General features: G+C 67.9%; 17 protein-coding genes. 7 read left to right on the plus strand and 10 right to left on the minus strand.

Annotated elements, in window-relative coordinates:
- The first annotated feature begins 105 nt into the window (after window positions 1–105).
- The gene (locus ROV93_RS08140; RefSeq protein ID WP_005417749.1) at window positions 106–933 is read left to right on the plus strand and encodes an inositol monophosphatase family protein; all 828 of its coding nucleotides are present in this window, start codon (window positions 106–108) and stop codon (window positions 931–933) included.
- Between the two features lie 677 nt (window positions 934–1,610).
- Here the strand turns inward: ROV93_RS08140 and htpX are convergent.
- Window positions 1,611–2,477 carry a protease HtpX gene (htpX, locus tag ROV93_RS08145; RefSeq protein WP_049415827.1) on the minus strand — a complete coding sequence of 289 codons (867 nt, stop codon included), beginning with the start codon at window positions 2,475–2,477 and terminating at the stop codon, window positions 1,611–1,613.
- A gap of 93 nt (window positions 2,478–2,570) precedes the next feature.
- Between htpX and gluQRS the strand changes: the two genes are divergently transcribed.
- The 3 genes from gluQRS to phaR all read left to right on the plus strand — a co-directional run bounded on the left by gluQRS (window position 2,571) and on the right by phaR (window position 4,965).
- Window positions 2,571–3,491 carry a tRNA glutamyl-Q(34) synthetase GluQRS gene (gluQRS, locus tag ROV93_RS08150; protein ID WP_072168406.1) on the plus strand — a complete coding sequence of 307 codons (921 nt, stop codon included), beginning with the start codon at window positions 2,571–2,573 and terminating at the stop codon, window positions 3,489–3,491.
- A gap of 17 nt (window positions 3,492–3,508) precedes the next feature.
- Window positions 3,509–4,249: an acetoacetyl-CoA reductase gene (gene phbB, locus ROV93_RS08155; protein WP_072168407.1), complete on the plus strand. Its 741-nt coding sequence runs from the start codon at window positions 3,509–3,511 to the stop codon at window positions 4,247–4,249.
- A 182-nt stretch (window positions 4,250–4,431) separates the two neighbouring features.
- Window positions 4,432–4,965: a polyhydroxyalkanoate synthesis repressor PhaR gene (phaR, locus tag ROV93_RS08160; RefSeq protein WP_072168416.1), complete on the plus strand. Its 534-nt coding sequence runs from the start codon at window positions 4,432–4,434 to the stop codon at window positions 4,963–4,965.
- A gap of 74 nt (window positions 4,966–5,039) precedes the next feature.
- Here the strand turns inward: phaR and ROV93_RS08165 are convergent, their stop codons facing one another.
- From ROV93_RS08165 to ROV93_RS08190, 6 genes are all read right to left on the minus strand, one after another.
- Entirely contained in the window at window positions 5,040–6,002 is a 963-nt protein-coding gene (locus tag ROV93_RS08165; protein ID WP_072168408.1) for a TraB/GumN family protein, read from the minus strand.
- A gap of 2 nt (window positions 6,003–6,004) precedes the next feature.
- The gene (locus ROV93_RS08170; protein WP_072168409.1) at window positions 6,005–6,934 is read right to left on the minus strand and encodes a DUF1684 domain-containing protein; all 930 of its coding nucleotides are present in this window, start codon (window positions 6,932–6,934) and stop codon (window positions 6,005–6,007) included.
- A gap of 11 nt (window positions 6,935–6,945) precedes the next feature.
- Window positions 6,946–8,847: a DNA mismatch repair endonuclease MutL gene (gene mutL / locus ROV93_RS08175; protein WP_061478061.1), complete on the minus strand. Its 1,902-nt coding sequence runs from the start codon at window positions 8,845–8,847 to the stop codon at window positions 6,946–6,948.
- 121 nt (window positions 8,848–8,968) lie between these two features.
- Window positions 8,969–10,540, minus strand: a complete 1,572-nt coding sequence (locus ROV93_RS08180) for an N-acetylmuramoyl-L-alanine amidase (protein ID WP_180890801.1) — start codon at window positions 10,538–10,540, stop codon at window positions 8,969–8,971.
- Window positions 10,541–10,622: 82 nt separating this feature from the next.
- Window positions 10,623–11,105 carry a tRNA (adenosine(37)-N6)-threonylcarbamoyltransferase complex ATPase subunit type 1 TsaE gene (gene tsaE / locus ROV93_RS08185; protein ID WP_072168411.1) on the minus strand — a complete coding sequence of 161 codons (483 nt, stop codon included), beginning with the start codon at window positions 11,103–11,105 and terminating at the stop codon, window positions 10,623–10,625.
- Window positions 11,102–12,586, minus strand: a complete 1,485-nt coding sequence (locus ROV93_RS08190; protein ID WP_072168412.1) for an NAD(P)H-hydrate dehydratase — start codon at window positions 12,584–12,586, stop codon at window positions 11,102–11,104. Before ROV93_RS08190 ends, tsaE begins: the two co-directional genes overlap by 4 nt.
- A 23-nt stretch (window positions 12,587–12,609) precedes the next feature.
- Between ROV93_RS08190 and queG the strand changes: the two genes are divergently transcribed.
- Complete coding sequence (queG, locus tag ROV93_RS08195) at window positions 12,610–13,680, plus strand: tRNA epoxyqueuosine(34) reductase QueG (RefSeq protein WP_061478065.1); 1,071 nt, start codon at window positions 12,610–12,612, stop codon at window positions 13,678–13,680.
- 44 nt (window positions 13,681–13,724) lie between these two features.
- Window positions 13,725–15,056: an exodeoxyribonuclease VII large subunit gene (gene xseA / locus ROV93_RS08200; protein WP_072168413.1), complete on the plus strand. Its 1,332-nt coding sequence runs from the start codon at window positions 13,725–13,727 to the stop codon at window positions 15,054–15,056.
- 442 nt (window positions 15,057–15,498) lie between these two features.
- Here the strand turns inward: xseA and ROV93_RS08205 are convergent.
- The 3 genes from ROV93_RS08205 to ROV93_RS08215 all read right to left on the minus strand — a co-directional run bounded on the left by ROV93_RS08205 (window position 15,499) and on the right by ROV93_RS08215 (window position 19,911).
- Window positions 15,499–16,850 (minus strand): IS3 family transposase gene (locus ROV93_RS08205; RefSeq protein ID WP_312538352.1). Its coding sequence is split into 2 segments (ribosomal slippage): window positions 15,499–16,403 and window positions 16,403–16,850, totalling 1,353 coding nucleotides; the frame shifts between segments, so codons are not numbered across the junction.
- A gap of 183 nt (window positions 16,851–17,033) precedes the next feature.
- Window positions 17,034–17,930 carry a M48 family metallopeptidase gene (locus ROV93_RS08210; RefSeq protein WP_065186028.1) on the minus strand — a complete coding sequence of 299 codons (897 nt, stop codon included), beginning with the start codon at window positions 17,928–17,930 and terminating at the stop codon, window positions 17,034–17,036.
- An 88-nt stretch (window positions 17,931–18,018) separates the two neighbouring features.
- Window positions 18,019–19,911, minus strand: coding sequence for a formylglycine-generating enzyme family protein (locus tag ROV93_RS08215; RefSeq protein ID WP_180890662.1), 1,893 nt, complete (start codon window positions 19,909–19,911; stop codon window positions 18,019–18,021).
- Between the two features lie 84 nt (window positions 19,912–19,995).
- Between ROV93_RS08215 and rnd the strand changes: the two genes are divergently transcribed.
- Complete coding sequence (gene rnd / locus ROV93_RS08220; RefSeq protein ID WP_019660532.1) at window positions 19,996–21,075, plus strand: ribonuclease D; 1,080 nt, start codon at window positions 19,996–19,998, stop codon at window positions 21,073–21,075.
- Window positions 21,076–21,183: the final 108 nt, after the last annotated feature.

Consider the following 21,183-nt stretch of genomic DNA (forward strand, 5'->3'; position numbering starts at 1 on the left):
CGAGCTGGACGATGACCAATGGTAAACTGTGCGGCCGGCCACTGCGCCGGACCCGCTCTTTTCCCCCGCCAGTCCATCTCTTCTGCCTTTCCGGGAGCCCACGCCATGCAGAAACCCGCCGTCACCGTCATGGTCAAGGCCGCCCGCCTCGCCGGCAACGTCCTGTTGCGCAACATCAACAAGCTCGAGGCACTGAACGTGGTGCAGAAGGGCCGGATGGACTACGCCAGCGAAGTGGATGCGGACGCGGAAAAGGTCATCGTCAAGGAACTCAAGCGCGCTTACCCGGACTACGGCATCTTCGGCGAAGAAGGTGGCGTGCAGGGCGAGCGCCGCCAGATGTGGGTCATCGACCCGCTGGACGGCACCAGCAACTACCTGCGTGGCGTGCCGCACTACTGCGTGTCGATCGCGCTGGTAGAGAACGGCGAGCCGACCGACGCGGTCATCTTCGACCCGCTGCGCAATGAACTGTTCACCGCCAGCCGGGGTGCCGGCGCCGTGCTGAACGACCGCCGCATCCGCGTGGCCGACCGCAAGGATCTGGAAGGCACGATGATCCACACCGGTTTCGCCCCGCGCGAGCGCAGCCGCGCCAGCGCCCAGCTGAAGGCGGTCGACGCCCTGCTGGTGCACGGCGAGGACATCCGCCGCACCGGTTCGGCGGCACTGGACCTGGCCTACGTGGCCTGCGGCCGTGCCGATGCCTACTTCGAAGCCGGTGTGAAGGCGTGGGACATCGCCGCCGGCCTGCTGCTGGTCCGCGAGGCGGGCGGCAAGGTCTGTGACTTCAAGGGCGCGACTCTTGGCCGCATGGACAACCGTGGCCCGGAGACCCACCAGATCGTGGCCGGCAACCTGAAGGTGGCCGAGTCGCTGCAGAAGGTGCTGGTGAACACCGGCTACGCCGCCGAGTTCGACGCGAAGTTCTGAGGTTTTGCGTAAAGCGGTTCATGGAGACGGCGCCTGCGAGGGTGCCGTTTTCGTTTGTGCGCACGGAGATTCGTTTCCGCGACCGCGGGGGGTGTCACTTTCTTTGCGCGCAAAGAAAGTAACCAAAGAAACGCTCCGCCAGGGCGCGAGCCGACGTGCTGCGCACGCCGGTGCCCTGCGCTCCTCGGCCCGCCGAGGGACGGTGCGGGAACTCGCTGCGCTCAGACACCCGCACCTCTTCGCCCTCGCCGGACCTGCGGTGCTCGGCTCGCTCAAGGCGGACCCAAGGTCAAATGCCACAGCTGCACCCAGTACATCTTCGCGACGGGGGATGCTGTTGTTCTTGATCTTGATCTTGACCTTTCAGTCCGCCTTGAGCGAGCCGAGCATCGCAGGGGAATCAGGGGCGAAGAGGCGCCGATGTCTGAGCGCAGCGAGTTCGGCGCCGTCCCCTGATTCGCCGAGAAGCGCAGGGTACCGGCGCGTAGCGACGGCTCGCGCCCCGGCGGCGTGTTTCTTTGGTTACTTTCTTTGCACGAGCAAAGAAAGTGACACCCCTCCGCGGTCGCGGAAATGACTCTCGCCGGGTCGTACCCGGCGCCACAGATGCGTCGGCGCGCCAACAAAAACGCCCGGCGCGCGGCCAGGCGTTCCTGCACTACCTTGAAAGCAGAAGCTTACGCCACCGTCGACGCCCGCAGCGCGGCGATGCGCTCTTCCAGCGGCGGGTGGCTCATGAACAGCTTCTTGGCCGTCGAACCGGAAATGCCGAAGGCGGCAATCTGGGTCGGCAGCGTGCTCTGGCCATGGTTGAGCTGCAGGCGCTCCAGCGCGGCGATCATCTTCTGGCGACCGGCCAGCGAGGCACCGCCGGCATCGGCGCGGAACTCGCGGTGGCGCGAGAACCACATCGAGATCATCGTGGCGAACAGGCCGAACACCATCTCCAGCACGAACACGATGATGTAGTAGGCGAAGCCACGGCCGCCGCCTTCGCGGTTGCCCGACAGCGCGCTGTCGATGATGCCGCCGACCACGCGGGCCAGCACGATCACGAAGGTGTTCAGCACGCCCTGCAGCAGCGCCATGGTGATCATGTCACCGTTGGCGACGTGGGCGATCTCGTGGCCCAGCACCGCTTCGGCCTCGTCCTCGCTCATGTTGTGCAGCAGGCCGGTGGACACCGCCACCAGCGCGTTGTTGCGGTTGGCACCGGTGGCGAAGGCATTGATCTCCGGGCCGTCATAGACCGCCACTTCCGGCATGCCGATGCCGGCGGCCTTGGCCTGGCGCTCGACCGTGGCCAGCAGCCAGCGCTCGGTCTGGTTGCGCGGCTCGGTGATCACCACCGCACCGGTGGAGCGCTTGGCCATCCACTTGGACAGCAGCAGCGAGATGAAGGAGCCACCGAAACCGAAGATGCCGGCCATCACCAGCAGGCCGCTCATCGAACGCGCGTCCACGCCCAGGATCGACATGACGATGCCGGCCAGGATCAGGACCGCGAGGTTGGTCGCCAGGAACAGGGCAATACGGGTGAACATGGGAAAATCCGGCTCGGAAGGGGTCGATATCCGTCAATTTGCGGTGCGCTCAGCTTGAATTCAAGCGCCAACCTGACCGACGATTCAGCCTGCATGACCGCCATTGTTCCCTGCGGCCGCTTCGCGCCCTCGCCGACCGGCCTGCTCCACCCCGGATCCCTGCTTGCCGCCTTCGGCAGCTGGCTGCTGGCCCGCCACCACGGCGGCCTGTGGCGGCTGCGCATCGAAGACGTTGACCCGCCGCGTACCGTGCCCGGCGCCGCGCAGTCACAGCTGCAGGCACTGGCTGCGTTCGGCCTGGTCCACGACGGCCCGGTCCTGTGGCAGAGCGCTCGAGGCGAGGCCTACCAGGCCGCGCTGGACGTGCTGCTGGCCAGCGACCAGGCCTTCATCTGCCACTGCAGCCGCAGCGAACTGGCTGCCAGCGGCGGCATCCACCACCGCTGCGTTGCGCGGCAACCGCGACCGGACCCCGCCGTCCGCTTCCGCGTGCCACCGGGCAGCGTCGTGCACTTCGACGATGGCCTGCGTGGCCCGCAGCAGCAGGACGTGCATGCCGAAGTCGGCGACTTCGTGCTGCGCCGTGCCGACGGCTGCTGGGCCTACCAGCTGGCGGTGGTGGTCGATGACGCCGCGCAGGGGGTGACCGAAGTGGTGCGCGGCGCCGATCTGCTCGATTCCACCGCGCGGCAGATCCTGCTGCAGCAAGCGCTGGGCCTGGCGGTGCCGCGCTACTGGCACCTGCCGCTGCTGCTCGACGCCCCCGGCCACAAACTGTCCAAGTCGCTGGCGTCGCTGCCGGTGGACAGTACACGGCCGGTACCGGTACTGCGCGCGCTCTGGCAGCTGCTGGGCCAGGCCCCTGCCGCACTGGACGGCGCCGATGACCGGGATGCGCTGCTGCACACTGCGCAACGGGCATTCGACCCGGTTCGACTGCCGCGGACCGACATCCTGTTGCCGGCCGGCGCACTTTCCGCGCCGATGTTGCAGAATCCCCCTTCCCCCACCTGATTCCCGGACAGCATTCCATGACATCTCGCGTCGCACTGGTCACCGGCGGAACCGGCGGCATCGGTACCGCCATCTGCCAACGCCTGGCCGACCAGGGCCACCGGGTCGCCACCAACTACCGCGACGAGGGCAAGGCCCGCGCATGGCAGCAGGCGATGACCGAGCGCGGCTACAACGTGTCGATCTTCCCGGGCGATGTCTCCGATCCAGGCAGCGCCGAGGCGCTGGTGCGTGCGGTCGAGGCCGAGCTGGGCCCGGTCGAGATCCTGGTCAACAATGCCGGCATCACCCGCGACACGACGTTCCACCGCATGCGCGCGGACCAGTGGCACGATGTGATCAACACCAACCTCAATTCGGTGTTCAACGTCACCCGTCCGGTGATCGAAGGCATGCGGCGCCGCTGCTGGGGCCGGGTCATCCAGATCAGCTCGATCAACGGCCTGAAGGGCCAGTACGGCCAGGCCAACTACGCCGCGGCCAAGGCCGGCATGCACGGCTTCACCATTTCGCTGGCCCGCGAGAACGCCGGCTTCGGCATCACCGTGAACACCATTTCGCCCGGCTACGTCGCCACCGACATGGTGATGGCGGTTCCGGAGGACGTACGCGCCAAGATCATCGCCGACATCCCCACCGGGCGCCTCGGCAGGCCGGAGGAAATCGCCTATGGCGTGTCCTTCCTGGTGGCCGAGGAAGCCTCATGGATCACCGGCAGCAACCTGGACATCAACGGCGGCCACCACATGGGCTGGTAAGCCGCGCAGGGGCCGTTGCGGCATGCGCTGACGGCCCCTGCCGATGGTCATGCTGCGCAGCACGCAAACCCTTGCTGCGCAACATGATCGCTGCTGAAAGCCAAGCCTGGCGGGGGCTGGGGCGGTTGCAACCGCTGCTGCACTGCGCCATGCTGCGCGTCTACTGTGACGAGTACCGCTTCATGGCTGCGACCCGCATCATCAAGAAGTATCCGAACCGCCGTCTCTACGACACCGAGATCTCCAGCTACATCACCATCGAGGACGTGCGCCAGCTGATCCTGGACGGTGAAGACTTCGAAGTCCGCGACGCCAAGAGCGGCGACGACCTCACCCGTTCGGTCCTGCTGCAGATCATCGCCGACCAGGAACAGGACGGCGAACCGATGCTGTCGACCCAGCTGCTGAGCCAGCTGATCCGCTTCTACGGCGATTCCCTGCAGGGCTTCATGGGCAACTACCTGGAGCGCAGCATGCAGGTCTTCCTCGACCAGCAGCAGCAGTTCCGCCAGCAGATGGGCAACCTGCTGGGCCAGACCCCGTGGGCGATGATGAACCAGCTGACCGAGCGCAACCTGGAGCTGTGGCAGGAATTCCAGCGCAGCATGGGCAGCGGCTTCGGTGGCCCGCGCCCGGGCGGCACCGGAACGGGAACCGGCAACAGGCCCGGCGAACCCGGCACCGGTACCGGCACCGGCGGCAAGACCCGCCGCTGAGCTGCAGCAACGGCTGATACGGAAACGGCGCGCCCCTGGCGCGCCGTCTTGTTTGGCATCGCGCCAACCGTGCGTCAGCGTTTGGCCTTGCACCCCGTGCACACGCGCTCGACCTTGTAGCCCTTCGCCCTCAGCTTCTCGACCACGCCATCACTGCCCAGCAGGTGCAGCGTGCCGACCACCACCAGCGTACCGCCCTGCCCGGCCTGCAGGTACGGCTGCAGCTTCGGCACCCAGGCATCGTTGCGACCGGTGTTGATGCGCTGGTACAGCTGCGGATACCGCTGGCGCATCTCTGCCGCCATCTTGGTCCACAGCAGGCGCTCGTCGCCGCGACGCCATGCATCATGCAGCAGCCGCGCCTGCTCATCGGCCTTGCCGGCCTGGTCCAGTGCTTCGGCCAGCATCTGCCGCTGTTCCTGCACCGTCATCCCGTCCAGCATGCCGATCTGGGTATCGATATCTTCCAGTCCCGCGGTCTTGCGGCCGGTCTTCTGCGCGCGTTCCATGAAGTGGCGGTCCAGGCCCAGCGCCGGGTCCAGGCCCAGCTTCTGCATCTGCCCGATCGAAATGCTCAGACCGACGAACCAGGTCTTCATGCCCTGCATCTGCGCCAGCGGCAACTGGTTCTGGGCAGCAAAGGCCTGCAGCTTCTGCCAGGTGGCCGCATCCAGATCACGCTTCAGCTCACTGCCATCGGTGCGGGTCGCAGCCTGCACCATGCGGCTGGCCAGCTGGGGCGACTGCATGTCTTCCGGCGACAGTTCGAACACCACCCGCTGCGAGGCTTCGAACGCCTGCTCGACATCGGGCGACAGCGGGTAGTCCTGTGGCTTCAGCAGATGGAACGATCCCAGCAGGTACACGCGTGCATCGCCCGGGCCGGTGACTTTCCACAACAGGGGTACCGGCGGCTTGGCCGCCGTTGCGGCCGCGGCCGCGGCAGGGCTGGCCTGGCCATCGCGGGCCGTGGCCAGTGGCGCCACTGCGCAGGCCGCCAGCAACAGCGCGGTACGGAACAGGTGTTTGATCGGCATGGTCAGCCTTCTCCTTCAGGCAGGTGGTAGGCCTTCTCGCCGGCTTCCACGCGCAGGTCCAACCGGTTTTCCGGCGGCGCCAGCGGGCAGGTCGCGTAGGCGGTGAACGCGCACGGTGGGTTGTAGGCATGGTTGAAATCGATGCGCACCGTGCCGTCTGCAGCGGGGGCCTCGGTATCCAGATAGCGCCCGGCCGGATAGCTGCCGCGGCCGCTGGTGCGGTCGGCGAAGATCAGGAACAGTGGCTGCCCGGGCGCACCGATCGCCTCCAGGCGCCAGCTGCGGCCATCACGTTCGAACTCCACCGCACCGGCATTGGGCATCTCGGTGGTCAGGCCAGTGATGTCGACGATCGGCAAGGTCTTCCCCGGCGGATGCGCGATGAAGCGCGCCTGCACCTGCCAGTCCGCGCCGCCCGGCCAGTACCGCAGGCCGGCGAAATCACGCCGCGCCGGTGCCTCGGCATGCTTGACCCGCAGCGCGTCCCGTGGCCCCCGGCGGATGATGCTGAGCTGGCCCTTGCCGCCATCGAAGGCCAGCAGCGTCGGCTGCGTGTCCTTGTCGGTGTCGACGCGGATGCGGCCACGCACCGGCTGGCCGTCGTGGCTGACATCGACACCGGCTTCAGGCGTGAACCACCACTGCGTCCCGTCGCGACGCAGGAGTCCCAGCCTGTCCGGGCCGACCGACAGGCGGATGCCGTTGGTGGCGCCGCTGCCAACGAACTGGGATTTGTTCTGCAGCCAGTGCAGGCCGACCAGGGCCGTCCAGCCATCGGGCCGGGTCAGGTCCTGGTAGCGCGCTACACGCCATTGCTGCTGCGCGGCCGCGTAGGCCGGATCTTCAGCGACCGTCGGCGCCGGCGGAGTTGCCGGGCTGCAGGCGGCCAACACCACGGCGGCCAGCAGGCCCGCCACTCCCCGATAACGCATCGATGCTCCCCTCAACGTCCGCGCAGGAACCAGCGGTCGATCTCCGCCAGCGAAAAACGGGCCCAGGTCGGTCGGCCGTGGTTGCACTGGCCGGACCGTTCGGTGATTTCCATGTCGCGCAGCAGCGCGTTCATTTCCGGCACAGTCAGGCGCCGGTTGGCACGCACCGCGCCATGGCAGGCCATGGTCGACAGCAGCTCGTCGCGTGCACTGGCCACGCGGCGGCTCTGGCCGTGCTCGCGCAGGTCGGTCAGCACGTCGCGCAGCAGTCCTTCCGGTTCGGCATGCGCCAGCAGTGCCGGAATGCTGCGCACGTGCAGCGACCCGGGGCCGGCCCGGGTCACCTCGAAGCCGAGCGCCGCCAGTGTGTCGGCTTCGCTTTCGGCGGTGTCGGCCTCGCGCTCGCCCACCGCCAGCGTGATCGGCACCAGCAACGGCTGCGACTGCAGGCCGATGCCATCGTGCGCATTCTTCAGGCGCTCGTAGCCGATGCGTTCGTGGGCCGCATGCATGTCGACCACGATCAGGCCTTCAGCGTTCTCGGCCAGGATGTAGATGCCATGCAGCTGCGCGATCGCGTAGCCCAGCGGCGGTACACCCGCGTCGGCACTGGTTACCGGCAACCCGTTCTCGCTCGGCATCGGCGGCAACGCCGCTGCGCGTTCGGCACCGGCCGGCGTGGCATACAGCGCGGCGTAGGCGGCCGGTGCATCGGCCACCTGCAGGCCCAGCGGCTGCTGCGGACGCCAGCCTGAAAATCCGCCACCACCACCTCCCGAGCCGGGCGCAGCCCCACGCACCAGCCCGAACCCCGACGCGCCGGCGCTCGATGCCGTCGGGACGGCGGCGGCGTCCGCCGGATGTGCGGGGCCGGCTCCGATCTCCTGCGCCGACATGCCGGCACGGGTATCGGCCAGCGCATCCTTCAACGTGCGATAGACGAAATCGTGGACCAGCCGCGAATCGCGGAAGCGCACCTCGTGCTTGGCCGGATGCACGTTGACGTCGACGCGGGTCGGATCCAGTTCGAGGAACAGCACATAGGCCGGCTGGCGGCCGTGATACAGCACGTCGCCGTAGGCCATCTTCACTGCGTGGGCGACGCTGCGGTCACGCACTGAGCGACCGTTGACGTACAGGTACTGCTGGTCGGCGCTCGCGCGCGAATAATGCGGCTGCGCAATCCAGCCATGCAGGCGCAGGCCGGCGCCGCTGTGGTCCACGCGCACGGCCTGGTTGGCGAAATCCTCGCCCAGCGTTTCGGCAAGGCGTGCATCGGAATACAGATCGCCTGGCTTGTAGCGCCGCGAGGCCTTGCCGTTGTGCGACACGCGCAGCTCGACATCCGGCCGTGCCAGCGCCAGCGAACGCAGCCACTCTTCGATATGGCCCAGTTCGGTACGCTCGGCGCGCAGGAACTTGCGCCGCGCCGGCACGTTGTAGAACAACTCACGCACTTCCACCGTGGTGCCCGGCGCATGCGCGCGCGGGGTCACCTCGCCGATCTTGCCGCCTTCGATCTGCAGTGCCGAACCGTGCTCGTCGTGCGCGCGCCGCGAGCACAGGGTGAAGCGGCTGACCGATGCGATCGACGGCAGCGCTTCTCCCCGGAAACCGAGCGTGGCCACCGATTCGAGATCGTCAAGATCGGCGATCTTGCTGGTGGCATGGCGCGACACTGCCAGTGGCAACTGCTCGGGCGCGATGCCACTGCCGTTGTCGCGGATGCGGATCAGGCGCACACCGCCCTCTTCAAGATCGATATCAACGCGGCTGGCGCCGGCGTCGATCGCGTTCTCGACCAGCTCCTTGACCACCGACGCGGGTCGTTCGACCACTTCGCCGGCGGCGATCTGGTTGATCAGGATCTCCGGCAACGGCCGGATCGGGCGCGGATGGGTAGCAGACGTCATGCGGGGATGATAACGGAGCGGCCAAGGGTAGAGTCGAGCCATGCTCGACTGACGGGCTACCCGCAAGGCCCAGTCGAGCGCGGCTCGACTCTGCAGAAAGCAGAAACCCGCCTTCGGCGGGTTATTTGCTGCCGCCGGCCATGGTGGCTGCGGCGTCGATCTCGGCCTGCGCGCGGGCGGCATACAACGTGCCCGGCGGCGGTTGGCGGCTGAAGAAGGTGTGCACACCATCCAGCACAGCGCCAGCGACCTTGCGCTGGTAAGCCGGGTCCGTCAGGCGGCGCTCTTCATCCGGATTGGAAATGAACGCCGTTTCCACCAGCATCGCTGGCATGTCCGACGTGCGCAGCACCGCGAAGTTGGCGCGCTCGATGTTCGGCTTGTGGTTGTTGCCGATCCGCTTCAGACCGCCCAGCACGTGGCCGGCAGCGTCTTCGGACGCCTTCATGTAGCCGCTCTGCGCCAGGTCCAACAGCACATTGGCAAGCGTGCCCTCGGTCTGCTGCAGGCGAACGCCACCGACCAGATCGGCCGCGTTTTCCTTGTCTGCCAGCCAGCGGGCGCGCTGCGAAGAGGCACCCTTGGTCGACAGCACGTACACCGACGAACCCGTGGCCGAACGGTTCTCGGCCGCGTCGGCATGGATCGAAATGAAGATGTCCGCCTTGTTCGCACGCGCCTTCTGCGCACGCATCGGCAGCGGGATGAACACGTCGCTGTCGCGCGTCAGGTAGGCCTTCAGGCCCGGCGTGGCGTTGACCTGGCGGGCCAGCTCACGCGCCACGGCCAGGGTGACATCCTTCTCGCGCTTGCCGGTCGGGCCGATCGCACCCGGGTCCTGGCCACCATGACCGGGATCGATCGCCACCACAAGGTGGCGCATGCCGGGCTGCATGCGGATGCGCGATGCATCGCTGGGCATGGCCGGACGCGGCGGCTCGGCCGGCGTCGGTGCCGGTGTAGGGGCCGTTGCCGGCGGCGTGGTCACCACCGCAGCAGTGCGCTGGCCGGCGAGGATTGCAGCCGGCGAGGATGAGGGCGTGCTGCTGGCCGCGACGCCTGCCGCAGCAACCTGGGCCGGCGCGCTGGTCGGTGCGGGGGTCGGCGTGGCGGGTGCGGCGGCGCTGGCGCTGGCCTGCTGCTGCACCTGTGCGGTCAGCAGGGCGGTGGCCCGCGCAGCATCGGTGCGTGACTGCGCGTTCTCGGCCGGCGTGGGCGCGACTGAGCCCCCCGCAGGGGCCGCCTGCGGCTGCACCGCCGGTGGCGTCGCCGGGCGGCTGGTGGTGGCCACGGCAGGGCCATCACCCGGCCATTCGATCACCAGCTTGGATTCATTGCCCTCGCGCTGCATCTGCGGGCGGAACGGCGCCACCGATTCGGCAAGGTCGAACACGACACGGAAAGTGCCCGGGACCGGCTGTCCGGTACGCACCGCCGTGACCACGCCCTGCGCGGCCGGCATCTTCAGGTTGCGTACGGCGCTGGAGTCGGGGAAATCGACCACCAGGCGGTTCGGGCCGGCCAGCGACAGGGTCTTGTAGCCGCCACTGCCGACCAGTGAGATCTCGGCACGGGTGCCGGTCGCGCCGGTGTTCAGCAGCACCTGGCGGACTTCACCCGCCCACGCACTGACGCTCGCCAGACCCAGTCCGACGGCGGCACAGATGGCGATGAGACGGTTCCCCGGGCGCATGGCTCAGGATTCAATCACCGCGCTGAACGGAATGCAACACCTTTTTCCTTAATAATCCGTAACCTGCCGATCTTTGTTCTCGTCAGCCGACAGAAATGGCCTGCAAGTCGCCCCCTTGGGGCAGCCGTTTCAGCCATTCATGTCCAACGTCGCTGGCTCCGGTGAGACGGACACGGCGCCCCTGTCCTTCGATCTCCAGCGCTACCACCAGATCGGTCGGCGGCAGCGCGCCGGCGCCCCGTTCCGGCCATTCCACCAGCCACAGCACCGCGCTGCCCTCGTCCAGGCCTAGGAAATCCAGCTCACCGGCCTGGCCGATGCGGTACAGGTCCAGGTGCCACGCCTCACCGCCACTGGCCAGCGGATAGCGCTCGACCAGGGTGTAGGTGGGGCTGCGGATCGCGCCCCGCACGCCCAGCGCGCGCAGCAGCGCGCGGGCCGTAGTGGACTTGCCGGCGCCCAGGTCGCCGCGCAGTTCGATCAGCGCCTGCGGCGGCCGGGTGGCCGCCAGCCACTGCCCGAGCAGTTCGGTGGCGTCGCTGTCGGCAAGGAAGAAATCGGTCATGGGAAGCATTCCGGGTTGGCCAGTCGCCGCAACGGCGCCAGCAGATCAGTAGGAAGCAGGCCGCGTGCACCGTCAGCGGCAGCCGCGTCGCCGGCCAGCGCATGCAGCAACGCGCCCGCCGCGGCGGCATCGAAGGCGGCCAGGCCCTGCGCACGCAGGCCGGCGATGATGCCGGTGAGCAGGTCGCCCATGCCCCCCACGGCCATGCCGGGATTGCCGGCGGCGATCAACCGGGGCGTTTGCCCGGGCGCCGCCACGATGCTGCCGGCGCCCTTCAACACCACCACCGCGTGGAAACGCTCGGCGAGCGTCTGCGCACAGGCGTAGCGATCGGCCTGGATGTCGCTGGTGCTGCAGCCGAGCAGGCGTGCGGCCTCGCCCGGGTGCGGTGTGAGGACGGCGCCGGGCAAGGCACGCGGATCCTGCGCCAGCAAGTTCAGCGCGTCGGCATCGACCACCAGTGGTCTGGCGCTGGCCAGCACCCGCGCAAACAGCGCGCGTGCCCATTCGTCCTGGCCCAGACCGGGCCCGATCGCCACCACCTCCGCCCTGTCAAGCAAGGCCGGCAGCGCTTCGCCGTCTTCCAACGCGTGGGTCATCGCCTCGGGCAGCCGAGCCAGCAGTGGACCGACGTGGTCGCGGCGGGTGCCCAGGCTCAACAGCCCCGCCCCTGCGCGCAAGGCGGCCTCGGCTGCCATGGCGATGGCACCGCCGCTGCCGTGGTTGCCGCCGACGCACAGCACGTGGCCGGATTCACCCTTGTGGGTATTTGCGCGGCGCGGCGGCAACAGGGCCGGCAACCGTGCCTGCGTCCAGTACTCCACGGCAGGCGACACGCTTTGCCATGCGGCCGCGGGCAACTGCAGGGGTGCCAGGGCCTTGTGCCCGCAATGATCCAGCGCGTCGCCGGTGTACAGCCCGCGATGGGCCACGATGAACTGCAGGGTCAGCGCAGCGCGTACTGCCGCGCCGGGTACCGCACCGCGGTCGGCATCGACGCCACTGGGCACATCCAGGGCCAGCACAGGTGCCGCCTGCGCATTGATCGCAACGATCAGCGCCTGCGCCGCGCCCTCCGGCGCGCGATCGAAACCCAGCCCGAACAGGGCATCGACCCAGAGGTCGGCCTCGGGCAGCGCGCCGTCGAACTCGGTGATGGCGCCGCCGTCGGACCTGAACTCCGATGTTGCACGCTGCGCCAGCGCGGTCGATGGCGCCCGGCCCGGCAGGGCGATCACCCTCACCTCGCGCCCGGCCTGCAACGCGTGGCGAGCCAGCACGAGGCCGTCGCCGCCATTGTTGCCCGCACCGACCACCACGCCGATGCGCTGCGCCTGCGGCCAATGCTGCAGCAGGCACTGCCAGGCGGCCTGGCCGGCCTGCGCCATCAGTCCCCAGCCAGCATCCCCCGCCAGGGTGGACGCCTGGGCATCCAGCGCACGCGCGGCAGCGGAATCGAACAGATCGGCGAGGTTGGCCATGCAGGGATTTTATACTGGTGCGCATGTCCCTCGCCCCCTCCCCCGTCGATCCAGCCCAGGCCGTGCAGCGCATCCGCGAACTGGCCCGCGCGCATGGCTTCCAGCGCTGCGGCATCGCCGGTATCGAGCTCGGCGAGGACGAGGCGCACCTGGCCGACTGGCTGGGCCAGGGCCTGTACGGCACGATGGACTGGATGGCGCGCCACGGCACCCTGCGCGCACGACCAGCCGAGCTGTTGCCCGGCACTGTGCGCGTGATCTCGGTGGGCATGGACTACAGCCACAAGGATGACACCGAAGCGTGGGCGACGCTGGCCGACCCGGGCCGCGCCTACGTGGCGCGCTATGCGCTGGGCCGCGACTACCACAAGCTGATGCGCAACCGCCTGCAGAAGCTGGCCACGCAGATCAACGACGAAGTCGCACCACTGGGCTACCGCGTGTTCGTCGATTCCGCCCCCGTCCTGGAGCGCGCACTGGCCCGCAACGCCGGGCTCGGCTGGATCGGCAAGCACACCTGCCTGATCGACCGCCATGGCGGTTCCTGGTTCTTCATCGGCGAGATCTACATCGACATCCCGCTGCCGATCGATACGCCGGCCACGGCGCACTGCGGCACCTGCACGCGCTGCATCGATGTCTGCCCGACCCAGGCCATCACCGGCCCGCAGCGGCTGGACGCGCGGCGCTGCATTTCCTACCTGACCATCGAACACGACGGCGCCATTCCCGAACAGATGCGCCCGCTGATCGGCAACCGCATCTATGGCTGCGACGACTGCCAGCTGGTCTGCCCCTGGAACAAGTTCGCCAAGCGCACCGACGAAGCCGATTTCCGCGCGCGCAACAACCTCGATACCGCGCGCCTGGACCAGCTGTTCGCCTGGGACGAAGCCGAGTTCCTGCGCCGCACCGAAGGCAGCCCGATCAGGCGCAGCGGCCATGAGCGCTGGCTACGCAACATCGCCGTGGCGCTGGGCAATGCGCCGTCCTCGGCCGAAGCGCTGGCTGCGCTGCAGACCCGCATCGACGATCCCTCGCCGCTGGTGCGTGAACACGTGCAGTGGGCACTGGGCCAGCACACGGCGCGCTGACGTGCGATCCTGAGCCCCCGTTCCGCCCGCAGCACGCCGTTTCCATGCAGCCACGCAACAACGACATCCTCACCCCCAGCCAGCTCAACACCCTGGCCCGCGACCTGCTGGAAGGCAGCTTCCCGGCGATCTGGGTCGAGGCCGAACTGGGCAGCGTGGCGCGTCCTGCCTCCGGACACCTCTACTTCAACCTGAAGGACGCGCGCGCGCAGCTGCGTGCGGCGATGTTCCGGATGAAGGCGCAGTACCTGAAGTTCGTGCCGCGCGAAGGCATGCGCGTGCTGGTGCGCGGCAAGGTGACCCTGTACGACGCCCGTGGCGAGTACCAGATGGTGCTGGACCACATGGAGGAAGCCGGCGAAGGCGCGCTGCGCCGCGCCTTCGAGGAGCTGAAGGCACGGCTGGAGGCCGAGGGCCTGTTCGACCCGGCACGCAAGCGGCCGCTGCCGGCGCACGTGCAGCGCCTGGCCGTGATCACCTCGCCCACCGGCGCCGCCGTGCGCGACGTGCTGAGCGTGCTCGGCCGGCGCTTCCCGCTGCTGGAAGTGGACCTGCTGCCGACCCTGGTACAGGGCAGCAGTGCCGCCGCGCAGATCACCCGGCTGCTGCAGGCCGCCGATGCCAGTGGCCGCTACGACGTGATCCTGCTGACCCGCGGTGGTGGTTCGCTGGAAGACCTGTGGGCCTTCAACGATGAAACACTGGCCCGTGCGATCGCCGCCAGCCGCACGCCGGTGGTCTCGGCGGTGGGCCACGAAACCGACTTCAGCCTGAGCGACTTCGCCGCCGACCTGCGTGCACCAACGCCCTCGGTGGCGGCCGAGCTGCTGGTACCCGACCAGCGCGAACTGGCCCTGCGCCTGCGCCGCACGGCCGCCCGCATGGTGCAGCTGCAACGGCATGCGATGCAGCAGGCGATGCAGCGCGCCGACCGCGCCCTGTTGCGCCTGAACGCCCAGAGCCCGCAGGCACGACTGGATCTGCTGCGTCGACGCCAGCTCGATCTGGGCCGGCGCCTGCATGCCGCGTTCAACCAGCAGCAGGAGCGCCGTGCCGCGCGCCTGCGTCACGCGTCTGCGGTACTGCGTGGGCATCATCCGCAGCGCCAGCTGGACGCGATGCAGCGTCGCCTGACCGCCCTGCGTGGGCGGCCGCAGGCAGCGATGCAGCGTCTGCTGGAGCGCGATGCACTGCGACTGCGCGGACTGGCGCGTTCACTTGAAGCAGTCAGCCCGCTGGCGACCGTGGCGCGTGGCTACAGCATCCTGACCCGCAGCGATGACGGTACGCTGGTGCGGAAGGTTGATCAGGTACAGCCCGGTGACGCGCTGCAGGCCCGCGTTGGTGACGGCGTGATCGACGTACAGGTCAAGTAGAGGGGGGTTCGGCAGGGCTGCGCCCTGCACCCGCGGTAGTGCCGGCCGCTGGCCGGCAGCCTCAACAGCAACAGCAAAAGCTGGCATTCCGCGGGTTGGCGGGGCGGTGCCAGAGTGCGGGGACGCCGTAAAACCGCCCATGGGGGCTTGGCAGCCGCATCCATGCGGCTGACACCGCGCACTCCGACACCGCCCCACCTCTGACAGTTTTCCGCGATGGGGTAGATCCACGCCATGCGTGGATGAATCTCTTTCAGATATCGAATCAATTCGGGGTCAGATCCGTTTTCCTGCGGAAAACGGATCTGATCCCAAGCGCCATTCCGGCAGGTCGCAGAAATCTGTCGAAGGCGGGGTGGGTCCGGTGGCGGGAGTGTCCGCGGCATGGATGCCGCGGCCAAGCCCCCATGGTGAAGTGACCCCCGAGACTTGGACGGTGGGGTCAGGCGGCTGCTTGGGCCTGTTCCCGGTACTTTACCGGGCTTAGCCCCTTCAATTTCAATCTGATTCGCTCTTGGTTGTAGTACTTGATGTACTCCACCAGCCCGGCCTCCAGGCTTTCGATGCTGTCAAAGCTGTTCAGGTAGAAGAACTCCGACTTCAGCGTCCCGAAGAAGCTTTCCATTGCCGCATTGTCCAAGCAGTTGCCACGTCGGGACATGCTTTGCTTCAACGAGTGCTTTTCCAGCATGTGCCGGTAGTTCTCATGCTGGTACTGCCAGCCCTGGTCGGAGTGGATCATTGGCCGCTCATCCGGCGAAAGCTTCTTGATGGCCTCCTCCAGCATCTGACCTACCAGATCGAACACAGGCTGGCGCTTGATCTGATAAGCCACGATTTCACCGTTGTAGAGGTCCATGATCGGCGACAGGTACAGCTTCATGCCTTGCACCTTGAACTCGGTGACGTCAGTCACCCACTTCTGGTTGGGCCGCTCGGCATGGAACTGGCGATTGAGGTCATTGCCAACCACAACATTGGCGGCCCCTTTGAAGGACCGGTAGCGCTTCACGCGTACCCGTGATTTCAGGCCCATCTCCCCCATCAGGCGCTGTACCCGCTTGTGATTGGTCCGATGGCCCTGATTGGCCAGTTCCAGCGTCACCGTGCGATACCCATAGCGCCCTTGGCTTTGATCGTAGATTGCCCGGATGCGCTCGCACAGGGCTGCCTCATCCTGATCCGGATGGGCCAGGACATGGTTCTGGTAATAGAACGTACTGCGTGACAGCTCTGCCGCTTCGAGCAGAAGCGACAGCGGATGAACCTGCCTCAATCCTTGGATGGCTTGCGCTTTGCGTCCTGCGCCGCCTGCTCTTCCCGGATCAAGGCATCGAGTTTTTTTAGGTAGTCGGTCTCCGCACGCAGATAGGCAACTTCCTTGAGCAGCTCATCGCGGCTCATTTCCTCAGGTGGCTTGGACGAACGGGTCTTTTTCATCGGCTTTCGGGGCGGCGGCGGAGGTGGTGCCAGCGCTTGGGCACCGCCTTGAGCATACAGGCGACGCCACCGACCCACCGCGCCGGCATCGCCAATTTGAAAGTAAGTGGTGGCCTCCCGCCCGGACATGCCGTCCTGGCCCATCTTCTTCAGGACAGCCAGCTTGAATGCGAGGTCATAGGACTGGGACTGGCGATGAAATCCCCGCCAACCATGCAGCCGATAGGTCGCCACCCAGCGCCTGACCGTGGAGAACTCCAGGCCGTAGCGACGAGCAACGGCTTTGACCGATGTGGAGGTCTTGCAGGCCTGTTTGGCGACCTGCAGTTTGAAACGCGCGTCGTATCTGTTCATGTATCCCTCGGGGTCGGATCTGATGTCCAACTCCCGGGGGTCACTTCATGGACGGGTTTACGGCGTCTCCCGCCACCGGACCCACCCCGCCATCCCACGGATAGCCAGCTTTTGCTTCGGCTGTTGCTGTTGCTGTTGCTCTGGCTTCGGCAGGTGCAGGGCGCAGCCCTGACGAACAACCCCCTACTTTGCCTGCTCGCAGAACTTCTGCCGGTACTCGAGCGCCTTCGGCATCAGTGCCTGCAGGTTCTGGATGCGGGTGCCCGGATTCGGGTGGGTGGAAGCGAACTCCGGCGGCGCCTGGCCGCCACTGGCCTGGCCCATGCGCTGCCACAGCGGCACCGCCTCGCGGGGATCGAAGCACGCCGCTGCGGCCAGCATCAGCCCCACTTCATCGGCCTGCGTCTCGTGGCTGCGTGCATAGGGCAGCAGATACCCGTAGCCCATCGCCGACATCATCATCTGTTGCTGCTGCGCATCCATGCCGCTGGCGGCACCGGCCATCTGCCCGATCTGGGTCAGCTTCTGCTGCGCCATCCGCTGCGCACCATGGCGCAGCAGCGCGTGGGCGATCTCATGGCCCATCACCACCGCCATCGCATCACGCGTACGCGCCACCGGCACCAGGCCGGTGTAGACCGCCATCTTGCCGCCCGGCAGGCAGAACGCATTGGCCTGCTCGGACGGGATCACATTCACTTCCCACTGGAAATCCCGCGCGAAATGCGCCGGCTGCACGCCGTGCTCCTGTGCCAGCGCGGTCTCCACCACATCCACCTTGGCGATCAGGCGCTGCGCGATGTCGCGCACATCGCGCGCGATCGGCGCATTCGGATCCATCGGCCGTTCCTGCGCGAGGATCTGCTGGTAGGCCTGCAGACCGAGCGCGGTCTCCTGGCGCGCATCCAGGCTGCTGTCGATCATCACCTTCTCGCCGGTGTAGGGATCGACGGTGCGATTGGAGAACCAGTAGAACACCGCATAGCCCGCCGCCAGCAGCAGCACCCACCAGCGGATGTTGCCGAACAGGCCGCGTCGCTGCGGGCCTTGGGGCGAGCGGGAAAAGGGATCGTTGCGCATCGGTGGTCTTCCAGCAGACCCCGCCGGCTGGCGGGCACGGCGCAATCTTAGTGCGCGGACGCCAGCAGCGGGTGAAGCCCGATGCCGCTCAGATGCCGCGCACCAGACGGAAGCCGATGCGCGCATTGGTGGTGTCCGAATCCTGCGATTGCCGCCAGGCCGCACGAGTCTGCTCGGGCGCATTGGCCCAATTGCCGCCCCGGATCACCCGTGACCGGCAGCCCGGGTTGAACCAGGCGACACCGTCGGACGGCGCACGCCGGTAGCTGGCGTGCCAGCAGTCGGCCACCCATTCGCTCAGATTCCCGGCCATGTCGTGCAGGCCGAAAGCATTGGCCTGGAAACTGGCCACCGGCGCCGGTCCCCACCAGCCATCGCCATAGCCGATGAAAGCGTTGTGCCAGTGCCGACCCGAAGGCGAGACGTCCTTGCTGCCGGTGAAGTTGCCGCTGCCCGGCGGCGGCGTACCGGCGTCTCCCCAGGGGTAGCGGCCACTGTTCCCGGCGCGCAGCGCATATTCGAATTCGGCCTCGCTCGGCAGCCGGTAGCTGCGTCCGGTCTGCTCGGACAGCCATGCCGCGTAGTTCTCGGCATCCCGCACGCTGACATGCATCACCGGCGAGTTGCCCAGTGCGCGCGCGCCATCGTAATCCGAACGCCAGTCGACGCCGCTGCGGCGGATGAAATTGCCGCTGCGCTCGTCATAGACCACCGAGTGGCCGCGCCGGGTCGCACGTGGTCGTGCATTGGTCGACCTCACATAGCGCTCGAAATCGCCGACGGTAACCTCGGTGATCGCCATCGCGAAGCCGCGGTCAAAGCGAACGTAATGGGAGGGGCGCTCGGCGTCGGTGGAACCGGGCTCGGCATCACCCGCGCCCATCTGGAAGCCGCCATGCGGCACCACCACCATCTGCGGACCGCGCCCACCATCACGCATCGCGTCGCTGAACACCTGGCCCGGGCGGAAGCTGCCGTAATGGGTGGCTAGATCGATGCGTTCGCGCAGCTGGGCCACCACCGCATCCCCCGGCAAGGCGATGCGCAGGGCCTCGGCCAGCTTTTCGCGCGCCGGCTTCAGCCCCTGCGGCGTCGCCAGCTCGCGCAGGCCCTCATCACGCAGCTGCAGCAGCGCGGCGGCGCGGATCTGCTCGATGCGCTCAAAGGCATCGGCAATGGTCGGTGACGAGTCACGGACCTTGCTGGCTTCGGCCAGCCAGGTGCCCGCACTGGCAAAGTCGCGTACGCGCGCGGCGTCCTCGGCCCGGCGGATCAGGCCACTTTCGGCCGCCGCCACGCCCTGCCGCGCCCGGCTGTTGTGTTCGTCCAGAGCCAGCGCTTCACGGAAGTTGCCGATCGCACCGTCACCGTCCTCACCGATCCGCCCCGACCGCAGGTCTTCCTCGCCAGCACGGTTATAGGCCACCACGCGCTGGGCGAGCTCCACCCGGCCCTGCAGCGCGCGCACCTTCTCATCCTTCGGCGCCAGGGTCAGCAGCACCAGCGCCTGGCGACTCGCCTCGGCCAGCGCCTCGCGCTGCCGCAGTGGCCGAACCAGCAGGGCATCGGCCTGCTGCTGCAGGCGCTGGCGAGCACGCTGCAGGCCGCTGCGGGCCAGGCGGTCATCCGGGTCTTCCTCCTGTACCGCCAGCCACAGCGGAACCGCCGCGTCGGCGTCCTCGTACAGGTGCCCTTCGCTGAACGCCTTTTCGGCTGCGCGACGCAGCTGGGCGACGCTGCGGCCCTGCCGGTCGACCCGTGGCGGTGTCCACCGCTGCACGTCCTCGGTGGCATCCTCACCGGCAATGGTGACGCTGCCCTGCCCGGCCCCCGGTGTCGGCTCCGCCAGTGAACCTTCCTGCGGCCGCGCGTCTTCGCCGGCAGCCGGCCCCGGCTCCGGTGTCGCCGAGGGCGACGGTGTGCAACCGGCCAGGGCCACGGCCAGAGCGGTGCACAGCACGGACGACAGCGGAAAACGCAAGCAGGATCTCCTTCGGCACGGACGCGGACCGACGTTAGGCTATTCTCCCCTGCCTGAGCAAACCCGAGTAGTAGGCCCTGACCCGTGGCAACCTGGATCACCACCCCCGCCGAGCTGGATGCGTACTTCCAGCAGCGTCCGGCCCGCATCGGCCTGGACACCGAATTCATCCGTGAACGCACATTCTGGCCGCAGTTGGCTCTGGTGCAGATGGCGGTCGGGCAGGACATCCTGCTGATCGATCCGCTGATTCCCGGCATGACCGAGGCACTGGCGCCCTGGCTGGCCGATGAATCGATCACCAAGGTGATGCACAGCGCCAGCGAAGACCTGGTTGCCTTCAAGTGGACCTGCGGCGTGTTGCCGCGACCGCTGTTCGACACACAGATCGGCGCCTCGCTGGCCGGCATTGGTGGCGGCATGGGCTACCAGAAGCTGGTCGCGGAAATCACCGGCGTGGCGCTGGCCAAGGGCGAAACGCGCTCGGACTGGATGCGCCGTCCGCTCTCGGAGTCGCAACTGCAATACGCCGCCGACGACGTCGAGCATCTGTTCGCGCTGCATGACGCGATTGATGCCAAGCTGCAGGCGCTGGGCCGCCAGCAGTGGCTGCACGACGACGGCGAGCGCCTGCTGGCCAGCGTCGCCAATGACGAGGACCGCTGGCCGCATCTGGCGATGCGCTCAGCGCAGTTTCTCGATGCTCCCGCGCAGCGCCGCCTGCTGCGCCTGCTGCGCTGGCGTGATGTGCAGGCACGCAGCAGCGACCGGCCGCGCAGCTGGATCCTGGACAACGAACTGGCCGCCACGCTGGCACGCACGCCACCGGCCGATGCCGCCGCGCTGGCCACGCTGTTTGAACAGTTCCCGAAGGCACCGCGCAAGCTCGCCGGCGCGGTGTGGCAGGCGCTGGACACGCCGCTGGCCGATGAGGCCGAGGCACCGCTGGCATTGCCCGCCAACGACACCAACAAGCAGGCACTGAAGAGGCTGCAGGACGCCGTTGCCGAGCGCAGCCGCGAGCTGGGCCTGCCGGATGGCGTGCTGGCCTCGCGCAAGCATCTGGAAAGCTACCTGGAGCGCCGCCAATGGCCGGCCGCACTGGCCGGCTGGCGCCAGCAGGAGCTGGAGTCGCGGCTGCAGGCGCTGCTGCCGGCACGTTGAAGCGCCGAGCACGGCGCCGGATTGCGGTCCGGCTACCGTGGAGGGCCATGAAAAAGGGCGACCCGGATCACCGGGCCGCCCTTTGCATTCCAGCAGTGCGATGGCGGG

This window comes from Stenotrophomonas maltophilia group sp. msm4 (genome assembly GCF_032025605.1).
GTDB lineage: Bacteria > Pseudomonadota > Gammaproteobacteria > Xanthomonadales > Xanthomonadaceae > Stenotrophomonas > Stenotrophomonas sepilia.